Source organism: Synechococcus sp. HK05 (genome assembly GCF_019104765.1).
Lineage (GTDB): Bacteria > Cyanobacteriota > Cyanobacteriia > PCC-6307 > Cyanobiaceae > Vulcanococcus.
In genome coordinates this window covers 263,870-273,894 of sequence record NZ_JAHRXJ010000004.1, presented here as the reverse complement: position 1 = coordinate 273,894, position 10,025 = coordinate 263,870, and the positions used below count along the sequence as shown (strand labels likewise).

At 65.2% G+C, this 10,025-nt stretch carries 16 protein-coding genes and 1 pseudogene; 8 read left to right on the top strand and 9 right to left on the bottom strand.

Annotated elements, in window-relative coordinates; genetic code table 11:
• The first annotated feature begins 51 nt into the window (after positions 1 to 51).
• Positions 52 to 2,133 carry a sigma 54-interacting transcriptional regulator gene (locus tag KUL97_RS04780; RefSeq protein ID WP_217795821.1) on the top strand — a complete coding sequence of 694 codons (2,082 nt, stop codon included), beginning with the start codon at positions 52 to 54 and terminating at the stop codon, positions 2,131 to 2,133.
• Positions 2,134 to 2,161: 28 nt separating this feature from the next.
• On the opposite strand, the pseudogene KUL97_RS13715 reads toward KUL97_RS04780, so the two are convergent.
• Both KUL97_RS13715 and KUL97_RS13875 read right to left on the bottom strand, forming a co-directional pair.
• Positions 2,162 to 2,524, bottom strand: a pseudogene (locus KUL97_RS13715) (gamma-glutamylcyclotransferase); the annotation flags it as partial.
• Positions 2,493 to 2,819, bottom strand: a complete 327-nt coding sequence (locus tag KUL97_RS13875; RefSeq protein WP_217795820.1) for a DUF3104 domain-containing protein — start codon at positions 2,817 to 2,819, stop codon at positions 2,493 to 2,495. The pseudogene KUL97_RS13715 and the gene KUL97_RS13875, both read right to left, overlap by 32 nt.
• 105 nt (positions 2,820 to 2,924) lie before the next feature.
• Between KUL97_RS13875 and KUL97_RS13705 the strand changes: the two genes are divergently transcribed.
• From KUL97_RS13705 to KUL97_RS04765, 3 genes are all read left to right on the top strand, one after another.
• On the top strand, positions 2,925 to 3,260 hold the full coding sequence (locus KUL97_RS13705) for a hypothetical protein (RefSeq protein ID WP_254896186.1): 336 nt from the start codon (positions 2,925 to 2,927) through the stop codon (positions 3,258 to 3,260).
• Positions 3,250 to 3,492 carry a hypothetical protein gene (locus KUL97_RS13700; RefSeq protein ID WP_254896185.1) on the top strand — a complete coding sequence of 81 codons (243 nt, stop codon included), beginning with the start codon at positions 3,250 to 3,252 and terminating at the stop codon, positions 3,490 to 3,492. The genes KUL97_RS13705 and KUL97_RS13700 overlap by 11 nt, the downstream gene beginning before the upstream one ends.
• Positions 3,493 to 3,696: 204 nt before the next feature.
• Entirely contained in the window at positions 3,697 to 3,888 is a 192-nt protein-coding gene (locus KUL97_RS04765) for a Nif11 family protein (RefSeq protein WP_217795819.1), read from the top strand.
• On the opposite strand, the gene KUL97_RS04760 is transcribed toward KUL97_RS04765, so the two are convergent.
• Positions 3,882 to 4,028 carry a hypothetical protein gene (locus KUL97_RS04760; protein ID WP_217795818.1) on the bottom strand — a complete coding sequence of 49 codons (147 nt, stop codon included), beginning with the start codon at positions 4,026 to 4,028 and terminating at the stop codon, positions 3,882 to 3,884. The genes KUL97_RS04765 and KUL97_RS04760 overlap by 7 nt on opposite strands.
• Positions 4,029 to 4,053: 25 nt before the next feature.
• Between KUL97_RS04760 and KUL97_RS13695 the strand changes: the two genes are divergently transcribed.
• Together KUL97_RS13695 and KUL97_RS04750 are read left to right on the top strand one after the other, a co-directional pair.
• Positions 4,054 to 4,824 carry a hypothetical protein gene (locus tag KUL97_RS13695; RefSeq protein ID WP_254896184.1) on the top strand — a complete coding sequence of 257 codons (771 nt, stop codon included), beginning with the start codon at positions 4,054 to 4,056 and terminating at the stop codon, positions 4,822 to 4,824.
• Positions 4,821 to 5,750: a carbon-nitrogen hydrolase family protein gene (locus KUL97_RS04750; RefSeq protein WP_217795817.1), complete on the top strand. Its 930-nt coding sequence runs from the start codon at positions 4,821 to 4,823 to the stop codon at positions 5,748 to 5,750. Before KUL97_RS13695 ends, KUL97_RS04750 begins: the two co-directional genes overlap by 4 nt.
• A 1-nt stretch (position 5,751) precedes the next feature.
• Here KUL97_RS04750 and KUL97_RS04745 read toward each other — a convergent pair whose 3' ends face one another.
• The gene (locus KUL97_RS04745; protein ID WP_217795816.1) at positions 5,752 to 5,955 is read right to left on the bottom strand and encodes a hypothetical protein; all 204 of its coding nucleotides are present in this window, start codon (positions 5,953 to 5,955) and stop codon (positions 5,752 to 5,754) included.
• Between the two features lie 548 nt (positions 5,956 to 6,503).
• On the opposite strand from KUL97_RS04745, the gene KUL97_RS04740 reads away from it, so the two are divergent.
• On the top strand, positions 6,504 to 6,824 hold the full coding sequence (locus tag KUL97_RS04740; protein WP_217795815.1) for a hypothetical protein: 321 nt from the start codon (positions 6,504 to 6,506) through the stop codon (positions 6,822 to 6,824).
• Here the strand turns inward: KUL97_RS04740 and KUL97_RS04735 are convergent.
• Positions 6,821 to 7,315, bottom strand: coding sequence for a hypothetical protein (locus KUL97_RS04735; protein ID WP_217795814.1), 495 nt, complete (start codon positions 7,313 to 7,315; stop codon positions 6,821 to 6,823). The genes KUL97_RS04740 and KUL97_RS04735 overlap by 4 nt on opposite strands.
• A gap of 60 nt (positions 7,316 to 7,375) precedes the next feature.
• On the opposite strand from KUL97_RS04735, the gene KUL97_RS04730 reads away from it, so the two are divergent.
• Positions 7,376 to 7,765, top strand: coding sequence for an MAPEG family protein (locus tag KUL97_RS04730; RefSeq protein ID WP_217795813.1), 390 nt, complete (start codon positions 7,376 to 7,378; stop codon positions 7,763 to 7,765).
• Between the two features lie 162 nt (positions 7,766 to 7,927).
• Here KUL97_RS04730 and KUL97_RS04725 read toward each other — a convergent pair whose 3' ends face one another.
• The 4 genes from KUL97_RS04725 to KUL97_RS04710 are packed head-to-tail and all read right to left on the bottom strand — an operon-like array spanning position 7,928 to position 9,964.
• Positions 7,928 to 9,283 (bottom strand): glycosyl hydrolase family 57, encoded by a 1,356-nt coding sequence (locus tag KUL97_RS04725; protein ID WP_217796036.1) that lies wholly within the window; start codon positions 9,281 to 9,283, stop codon positions 7,928 to 7,930.
• 47 nt (positions 9,284 to 9,330) lie between these two features.
• Positions 9,331 to 9,504 (bottom strand): hypothetical protein, encoded by a 174-nt coding sequence (locus KUL97_RS04720; protein WP_217796074.1) that lies wholly within the window; start codon positions 9,502 to 9,504, stop codon positions 9,331 to 9,333.
• Positions 9,505 to 9,533: 29 nt separating this feature from the next.
• Positions 9,534 to 9,731, bottom strand: coding sequence for a hypothetical protein (locus KUL97_RS04715; RefSeq protein ID WP_217796073.1), 198 nt, complete (start codon positions 9,729 to 9,731; stop codon positions 9,534 to 9,536).
• On the bottom strand, positions 9,728 to 9,964 hold the full coding sequence (locus KUL97_RS04710) for a hypothetical protein (RefSeq protein WP_217795812.1): 237 nt from the start codon (positions 9,962 to 9,964) through the stop codon (positions 9,728 to 9,730). The genes KUL97_RS04715 and KUL97_RS04710 overlap by 4 nt, the downstream gene beginning before the upstream one ends.
• Positions 9,965 to 10,025 lie beyond the last annotated feature (61 nt).

The window sequence follows — 10,025 nt, the reverse complement described above, 5'->3', positions numbered from 1 at the left end:
TGGGCGTGGCTTGCTCATGGCATCACAGTGGTGTTGATGGCTTGATCGCCCGTGCCCTCGCCCAACGCCGAGCTGTTGCGCCTGGCTCCGCTGCTGGTTCCCCAGCCACGCCGCGGTGTGGTGGGCAGTAGCCGTTATGCCCGCAGCCTGCGCGATGCCGTGCGGCTTGCGGCCCAGGATCCGCAGCGCCGGCCGGTGCTGATCAGCGGTGAACCGGGCCTTGAGAAAGACAACCTCGCCGCGCTGATCCACTACGGCTCGGCGCAACGGCAGCAGTTGATGCTGCGGCTCGATGGAGCGCTGTTGAAGGCCGACGGCAGCGAGGTGTTTGGCACGGGATCCGATGGCGCGGAACCGCCCTTGCTCGATCTGGTGGGAGAGGGCTCACTGCTGATCGACAAGATCGATCAAGTGCCTGCTCCGCTGCAGGAACAGCTGTTGGAGCTGGCGCGCAGCGGCCAGTGGTGTGCGGGCGGCCTCACCCACACGTTTGCGGGCCGCCTGTTTTTCACGGCGGAGAGCAGCCTGCCGGCCCTGGATCGCTGTTGCACGTTGATCCGGGTGCCGCCGCTGCGGGTGCGCCGCCAGGACCTCGGCGAATGGCTCCGCTATGGCGTGCGCCAACGCAGCCGCAAGCTCGGTTGGCCGGTGCCACCGGAGGTGCCGGAGGCGGTGGTGAAGCGCCTGCAGAGCTACGACTTCCCCAACAACCTGCGGGAGCTGGAGGTGCTGATCTATCGCGCCCTGCAGCAGGTGCGCCGCCAGGGGCAGGACTGGCCTGCCGTGCTGCCCGACGACGTGTTCTGGACCGCTCCGCGCCAGCAGCGCCTGCGCTTCGACATCTGGCGCTGGAAGCCTCAGCTCAGGGAGTGGATGCGGGCGCCATGGCTCTGGAACGGGTTGCTGTTCGGCCTGGTGAGCTGGCTGTTTGTGCTGGTGAATCTGTGGCTGTGGCTTGGGCCCCAGGACCGCCAGCACAACGGTGCCCTCAATCTGTTCTGGGCCTGGTGGTGGCCGCTGATCCTGCTGGGGTTCCCGCTGGTGGGGCGCCTCTGGTGCTCCTTCTGCCCCTTCATGGTGTGGGGGGAGATCAGCCAGCGGCTGGCTCGGCGCCTGGGCTTTCAGCCGCAGCGCTGGCCGCGGGGCGACAGCGATCGCTGGGCCTCACCGCTGCTGGCGGGCGGCTTTGCGCTGATCCTGCTGTGGGAGGAGCTCTGCAACCTGCAGAACACCGCCTGGTTGAGCAGTTGTCTGTTGCTGCTGATCACCGCCGGCGCCGTGATCGGTTCGCTGCGCTTCGAGAAGCGCTTCTGGTGCCGTTATCTCTGCCCGGTGGGCGGCATGAACGGGCTGTTCGCCAAGCTCGCCATCACCGAACTGCGGGCCCAGGTGGGCACCTGCAGCGGCAGCTGCAGCACCTACGCCTGTTTCAAGGGTGGCCCTGCCGATGGTGAAGGCCTGGCCACCGCAGGTTGCCCTTTGGGCACCCACCCGGCCCACCTGGCCGACAACCGCAACTGCGTGCTCTGCCTCACCTGCGCTCAGGCCTGTCCGCATCGCTCGGTGCAGCTTGCCTTGCGACCTCCTGCGGCCGATATTCAGCGGGAGATGAGCCTGCCGCCCGGCGAGCCGGCTTTGGTGCTGGTGCTGGCCGGCGATGTGTGCCTCCACCACTGGCAGCGCTTCCTGGGCTGGAGTGCGCTAGCGCCGGTCAGCCTGCATGAGGGGCCCTGGCTGCCGCGCTTGGCAGCGGCAACCCTTGCGCTGGCACTGCCTTCGGCGCTGTTTCTTGCGGCCCGGATCTGGTTCTCTCCGGCTCGGCTGATCCGCACCCTCTACGGGCTCTTGCCCTTGATCTGGGCGCTGCTGGTGGCGCGCCATTTGCCGCTCGGGATGGCTGAAGCCGGCACGCTGCTGCCGGTGTCGGGTCTGCTCGCTGGCCCGGCCTGGAGCGCGGATCCCCATGTGATCGCGTTCTGCCAGAGCGCCACCGTGGTGCTGGGGCTCAGCTGGGCGGTGGTGCTGCTGCGCCGTCAGCTGGCCCGCTCGCGTCAGGCCTGGCTGGGGGCTTCAGCTCTGGCGCTGCTGCTGGCCGCGGCGGGCCGTTGGCTGGTGGCGCTTCCCCTCGCCTGAAGCCTGCCGCTGGCCCCTGCCAGCACCCGGAGCTCAGCCGCTGCACGTGGCGCACCTGCCGTGCGCGCCCCACATACACCCAGATCGCCTCACCGCTGCTGAGGTGGTGCAGCTCGCGTTGGTAGAGGCGTGGTGCTCCCTCAAAGCGATCGAGCTGCTCCAGCAGCGCCGCACTCACCCGGTAGAGCTCGCCTTCGATCGCGCTGCCTGGCTCGCTGCAGGCAATCGCCATCGGGAAGGGGCCCAGGTCGTAGAGCGCCAGCCCGTGCAGGCGTGCGTCGCCCAGTCCGGTGGCCCCTTGCAGCTCCTGGTGGTTGGCCATGCCGCGCTTGAGGCTGCCGTACACGAACAGCAAGGGGTCAGAATCGGCGCCGTTGCCGGACCGCTCCATGACGATTGCCCTCCTGATCGCACTGGCCGGTTCGCTTGGCCTGATGGCTGTGATTGTGCGCCGGCTCGAGCGGTCCTGAGCTCTGCTGATCGCGCGGGCAGAGGATGTCGATCACGGCATCGGCATTCACGGTGCGGATTACGCCCGTGTCGATGCAGGCGATCTGAAACAGCGAGTTGGCGTTGCAGCGTGCTCCGCCCTCGGCGTGGATCACCTGCCCCACCCACCAATCCGGGGTGCGGCGCACGGCCACGAGGTCGCCCACGCGCACGGCCAGAAAACGAGGTTCGTCCATCCACCGGTTGCTGTGGTGCAAATGTACTGATGCAACGGTGTTTTGCATGCGGGTTGTCCCGCTGGCTTGGCCTGCCCAGGGTGTGGGGAATGTTCTGGCACCGCCGTGTTCCGATCCCGTTTTCTTCAGGCTGTTCCTGCTCTTGCCCTGGGCCTCGGCCTCCAGGCTCAGGCCGCCCCCACAGTTCAGGTGCTCAACGGCAACATCACGCAGGCTGAAGTGGTCGCTGCCCAGAACGGCTGGTGTCAGGGGCTGCTGAAGATCAGCGCTGCCTATGCCAGTGGCGGTTTCAGCAAGGCCAAAGCCACGGCGGAGGCCGTGATCGATCAGGGCTATGCCTATCAATTCGGCCCTGTGGCGTTCAAGCCCACCCTGGCGTCTGGATCGCAAAACCTTCCGCGCGACCCGCGCTGGAGCCCTGGCCTATTTCGTGGGTGGTGATCCAGCCTTCCCGAACGACAAAGGCTTTGCGATCAAGCCCTGGCGCTCCTGCGAGGTCACCAACCAGGTGATCCAGCTCAATGGCAGCTATGCCAACACCATGGGCAATGTGAGCTTCACCGATGCGGCTGGTAAAACCACCACAGTGGATAAGACCTGGGCCTTCATGAAGGAGCCCGATGGCTCGATCCGGATCGTGCTGCACCACTCGTCGCTGCCCTTCGGAAGCTGAGCATTTGTGCCCATGCATCCCTTGAGTGGCTGCGTCTAAGACGGGGGCAGACCCGACGAGACCGCTTGTCCAATCAGGTCTTCAGGGGCAAGGGGGCGCACACCAAGCCCCCTTCTTCATGCCAGCTTTCGGCTTGTGTGTTCTGCGGAACCTGGCGCACCCCGCTGGGGCTTGGCATGGTGAGAGACCCAGGGATTGCTTCCCATGAGCTGGTCTGAGCTGGAGCGGCTGGTCTGCGATGCCGAGGCCGACGCCGCCATGCGGCGCGCGCTCAAGCACTGCCGTTCGCGCAAGGAGCTGATCCTGGCCGCACGCCGTTTGGGCTACCGGATCACCCGGATCGATCTCCAGCGGGCCTGGCAGGAACACCAGCAGCTCGAGCAGGAAGCTCAGTAGGGCAGGGTGAAGCCCGACTGCATGTTCTTGACGTCGAGCATCACCCACGTGAGCCACACCAGCAGCCCAATCACGCCCGACACCGCTGCGACTTTCCCCGCAGCACGAAGGACCAGTTCAAGCAGGCTGATTTCTTTCACGGGCGGCTGCGCTCACCTGCTCACTATGGGTGGCGCGGCGCTGGTTTGCGGCATCACAGCTCTGTGGGGCAGCGCGCTGCCGGTTGCTGCGGAACCCTGGAAAACCTGCTGGTTCAACGACCAGCCCATGGGCTGCCGGGATCGGCACCATGCGGATGGCAGCCTCACGATCGAATGGAGCGATGGTCTGGCGATGACCTACACGCTCGTGCGGGAGGGCGTGCCTCGCTCCACCCTGCGGGATTCCCTGGGCGGCCTGTGGCAGCGGGAGGTGCTGGTGCAGGGCAATGCCGTGTTCACCCACGCGCACAACGGCAATCGGATCATGGTGCCCTTGCGAGCGGATGCGGCGCTGGAGTGTCCGGCGGCCGTGCGAGCCCAGGTGGATCAGCTCTATCGCTGGCAGCTCGCGCGGCAGGAGCAATCAGGTCCGGTGGCGATGGCCAGCCAGCGTGAGCGGTTCACGCCCCAGCTGTTTTCGCTGCTGGAGCGGGCCTATGCCCTCACGCCAGCGGATGGGCGCTTTGTGGATTTCGATCCCTTCAGTGGCACCCAGGTGAACACCTTTGGGGCCACCCTCCAGGGCTGCAGCCCTGATCATGAGGGCCGCCTGATGGCTCGGGTGTCTGTGCAGGCTGGATTGAGGGGCCGCACGGCGGAGCCGCAGCAGCAGCTGGATGTTGTCTTCCGCTCAACGTCGAATGAGGGTTGGCGTATTGCCGACATCGTCTACATGCGGGAGCCATCCTTTCGGCTTTCCACATACCTGAGGGACCTCTTGGAAGAACGGCCATGAGCACCGTCGCGTCGGGGTTGCCTCTTGCTCTGGTGCAGCTTTGTGCCACGGAGGATCCAGCGCTGAATCGCCGCCAGACCGAGGCCTGGCTGGAGCGGGCTGTGCTAGACGCTCCCGGAGGCGTGCGGCCGCGGGTGCTGATGCTGCCCGAGGTGTGGAATGCGCCCTATGCAGTGGATCGCTTCGCCGCCTTTGCCGAGCCGATCCCGGAGCCTGGCGCCGACCTCACGCAGGGGCCTTCGCCTTCGTTGGCCATGGTGGCGAGCCTGGCCCGTCGCCATGGCGTGGCGGTGATCGCCGGTTCGATTCCGGAGCAGGGCGACGCCGGGCGTGTGTACAACACCGCCACGCTGATCGATCCCCGTGGTGTGCTTCTGGCGAAGCACCGCAAGGTGCATTTGTTTGATGTGGATGTGCCCGGCGGGATCTGCTTTCGCGAATCCGACAGCCTCACGGCCGGGGAATCCCTCACCGTGCTCAGCGGTGCCGGCGATCCCCTTGGCACCGGTCTGCTGGAGCCTCCCAACCTCGGCCTGCTGATCTGTTACGACATCCGCTTCCCTGAGCTGGCGTTGCTGATGCAGCAGCGCCACGGCTGCACTGTGTTGGCTTGTCCCGCTGCGTTCAACACCACCACCGGTCCGCGGCACTGGCATCTGGTGATGCGGGCCCGTGCCATCGATACCCAGTGCTTTGTGCTCGCTTGCTCCAGTGCCAGGCCCCAGGGAGAGGGCTATCCCAGCTACGGCCATTCGCTGGTGGTGGATCCCTGGGGAGCGGTGATTGCCGAAGCCGGTGAAGGGGAGCAAGTGCTCCACGCGCAGCTGGATCTGAGCCAGGTGGGGCTGGCACGCCAGGCCATTCCCACCGGCCTGCAGCGCCGGCGCGACCTGTATCAGCTGCGTGAGGCTGAAGGCCCCACCTGAGTTACTCCTTGGCCCAGCGCTGCTCACAGCGGCTGGAGCACTTCATCTCACCTTCCGGGTAGTTGAAGCCGGCCTTGCGGGCGTTCTTCTCCACTTCCCCCGGGTTGGAGCCGCTGAAGGTGCGGGTTGTTTTGGCTTCGGCGGCCAGAGGCATCAGTAGCAACAGAGCCCCAGTGAGGGTGGTGACCAGGTAGATCCGGCGCATCAGTTGCATGCGAACTGCCGCTCAGTCTGCTGCTCCCATGAAGGTCGCTTCATGAACCCTGATTGCGTTGGGTGAAGAGCGATGTCGATGCTGCTCCACCCATTGCCAGCGCCCACACGCCGGTTCATCGTGTGCTCATCGGGATTCGGAGGCGCCATTGATGGACGACACCCCCCCTGAGCATCAGATAGGAGCGCGCTGACGATCCGGCCCCTGCTCCAACACTCTCAACGGATCTCTGATGTCCCCCGTGCGCAACCCGTGCGCCGTCCACCGCACCGCCTGAGGTGCCCCGGACTCAGTGGGACGTCCCCCTAGACACCTGGCCCCAGGTGCCAGCGCCGGCAGCTCCGCCCCACAACCAAAGAGTTCACGCCTTGATCCCTTGATCAAGGTTGTTCAAGAGCATCACGATGGCAACGCTGGCCCCAATTCGCGGGCAGATCAGCTGAGCAGGCAAACGCCCGGGGCCTTCCGCTCCGGGCTTTGTTGTGTTTCCGGGCACTTTGTCCTAGGGGTTTGGGCCTGGCAGCAACGAGTGGTTGGCGATGGGATCTGGGCGCGCCGGATGGCTTCGTCCGTTATTGCTGCTGCCCCTCCTGTGGCCTGCGCCAGGGGCCGCGCAGCACATGGCGGCCTATGGCCAGCTGGCGCAGCAGTGTCGTGACTCGGGTTCTCCCGCTTCGTGCCGCGCGGCTCTGGAGCACTCCCACCGGCTCAAGAACTGGGCGGAAGCGAGCAAGCGCTGGCGCTGCTACACCGCCGTGCTCGGAGCAGAAGCGGAGATGATCGCTGCCACGCTTACGGCTGATCACCAGAAGGATTCGTCGGATGCTCTCTTGGAGATGCGGCAGGTGTGCGGGCGTTAGCGCGCCCCAAGCGCCGTTGGTTTGATCTCGCCACTTTCCATGAGGCAAGCGTTCTGCCAACCCACCTGTAATGGCACATTGGGACAGGCGGAATCGTGAGCTGCGGCCACCGTGTCGGTGCCCCAGCGCAGGGAACCGTTGCGGGAGAACAGACCGGTTCTGGGGCATTTGTTGCCTTTGCCCGCTAGTTCTGGGTCGTGGCCATCTGAGCTCAGCACCATGCGGGTCAGCATTCCGCCGCGGGGTGAATCGCAGATCACGCGGGTGCAGTAGCCGGCACCTGAGTAGGCATGACCCGCCGGACAAGCATTAAGACTGAGCTTCGTTGGGCTTTCGGCACCCTTTTGCTGCATTTGGATGCATCCGGAGTAATCACGGGCATCCATACAGAGCTTGTGCAGCTCGGGATCAACATTGGCGAACGCTGGAACGGCAGTCGATGCGAGAACTGTTGAGCTGAGCAGGAAGGCTTTCCCCACGGCGGCGGCCATGTCGTTGCGTTGGGCTGACCCTAGCTGCTGCTATCACTGGCCTCTTGAGTTCTTTCCTAGATGAGCGTTCCTGCATTGCCCGCGGTGGTGAGCCTTGCGGCGTTGATCACCTATCAGGGCACGGCCATGGCCGTAGGTCAGGCGCGGGTGAAGCACAAGGTGATGCCGCCGGCCACCTCCGGCCCGGAGCCGTTTGAGTGCGCTCTGCGGGTGCAACAGAACACCCTTGAGCAGTTGGTGTTCTTCCTGCCGGTGTTCTGGCTGGCTGCTCTGATGGGCAACGAAACCTGGGCTTGCCTGCTCGGGTTTATCTGGGTGGGTGGTCGCGTGGCCTATGGCGTGGGGTACAGGCTGGCACCGGGCAAGCGCGGCCCAGGCTTTGGCATCAGCTTCCTGAGCTCGATCGCCCTGCTGGTGATGGCGATCGTGGGAGCGTTCAGCCAGGGATAAGGCGCATCAGGCTTGCTGCCGTGGCCAGCTGACGCAGGGGAATGCCGAACAGCAGGCTCACAAAGTCGATGGCAACGGTGGCGACCACTGAGGCATGAAGCGTTCCTTAGAAGTGTAACGAAAGATTGCGCACGGCGTCCTGGGGCTGTGGGCGCCTGGGGATCAGGCCGGTTGTGCGTACGGCTGTTCGATCAGTGCCAGTCCACTGGCGTAGAGCTCCTTGGCGTACTCGGTCCAGGTGCCCTGGCCCCAGTAGCGGAAGCAGCTGGTTTCCAGCAACAGCAGATGCAAGAGCGCGTTCTGATAGGCGGGGCTGCAGGTCACGCTGGGGTCGTTGGCGACCGCGGTATCAAAGCGTTGGTGAAACCGGGCGCTCAGCTCTTGCATCGGCTCCAGCACGTTGGTGTAGCCCTCCACCCAACTGATGTCGTTGGTCCAGGACGACCCATCAAGGACTACAGCGTTGCTTGATTCCGCCGCGGTCTGGGCCCAGAAGGCGTGTTGGCCAGCGGCCTGAATCGGGCTGAAATCCGTCTCCGTTACACCGCTGGCAGCGAGTGCATCGAGGTATTCACTGCCGTTGATGGCGGTGGTGCGGGAATCGGCTGTGTCGCGCAGGCGCTGATAGCTCTGGATGAAGGCTGGCGGGAATTCGTTCATCATCACGCCGCCGTTTTCACCATCGGCGATCTGGGCGACCACGGGTGGAATCGTGGTGCCTCCAAGCGGAACGGGATTCAACCCCAGCGCTTCATAGAAAGGCTGCATCTGCCCCACCAGCTTGGTATCGGAGCCCTGGGTTTTGATCAGTGCCGTGATCTCGGCGCGCTCCCCACTGCGATTGATGGCCACGAGCTGATGGGGCACCAGGCAGTCTGCGTGGCTCAGCCCGGATCCATCGGGGTGCTCCACGCTGTGTTCCTGCACCAGCAGCCAGCGGTAACCCGCCTGCTTCAGGGCCATCACCAAGGCGTAGAGCACATCGGGATCGTTGGGCAGGTGCATCTCCGGTAGGGAGAAACCACGAACCCGTTGCAGGGCCGCATCACCAAAGAGAGCGGCAAAGTGATGCTGCCAGGCCTGGATCTGCAGCGCGACATCCGCCACCGGCGTGGAGCTGGCCACGGCGTGGCCCCAGAAGCTGCCGAGCCACTCCACATGGGTTTGCATCGTGGCGTCGCAGGCAAGAAAGCGCAGCGCATCGAGGATGTCGCGCCGATTCATCTGCTCGAAGCCCCAGAGCAGGGTGCCGGAGTAATCGAGCATGATCCGCGGGTTGCAGCCTTCGCTGATTAGTTGCGGGATCAAATCCGCCATGCGGCGGTAGCACTGGGCAAAGGGTTCGGCGTTGTGGTTATCGCCTTCTCCGGGGTGCTCCAGCATGTACTGGAGATGGCTGATCAGTTCACCCCCGGCACCAGCGGGAATGGTGGGCTGGTGCATGTGCAGCGCGCAGCAGAAGCAGGCGTGCACCTCGCGGAGGCTTGTCGCTGGGTGGGGCGGCGCTGCCTGCGCCATCAGGGCGCGCAGATGAGCTTCGCGCCCGGCAATCGGGGGCAGCGGATTCAGCGCTTCACGGTTGTCCAGATCCACCAGGCAATCACTCCCACGATCACCCAGGGCAGCAAGGCCCGCAACAACACCAGGGCGCCGATCACCGCCAACGCCGACACCGCAACGCGACGCGTGAGCGCTTTGGCGTCGTCCGTCATGTATTTCCAGCGAGGAACGAGCGGCATGGGTGGCGTTCAGCGTTGTTGGGTTCTAGCTAAGAGCGCCGGCGGCGATTGGCCTTGCGTGTGCCGCCATAGCGGTAGCCGGGCTGCGCGCGCAGGGTGGGCCAGCACAGCGGGCACACCAGTTGCCATTGGGGCGCCAACGCCGACCTCACCCGGTAGTGGATCGGACCCAGGGCCTGGCAGCGGTCGCAGCGGAGGCCCTCAAGAGCAGGGCGGGCCTGGCTCATCCGCGCTTCTGGCTGGCGGCATAGAGCACGGCACCCCCGGCCACCACGGTGAGCAGGCCGGTGCTGATCAGGAAGCCCGTGAGCATCAACAGCCCCAGCAGGGATCCAAGCAGCGACATCTTCACGCGCAGCAGCTTCGATTTGATCAGCATCACCAACAGCAGCATCACGGTGGCCTTCAGGCCGGCGATCCGGGCTGCACTGATCGGGCAGAAGGGATTGAAGAGGAGCATGGCCGCCATGGCTGGATCCCCACTCTGTCGAAGCCGGCAGCGGGTTGCGTGAAGCTGCCAG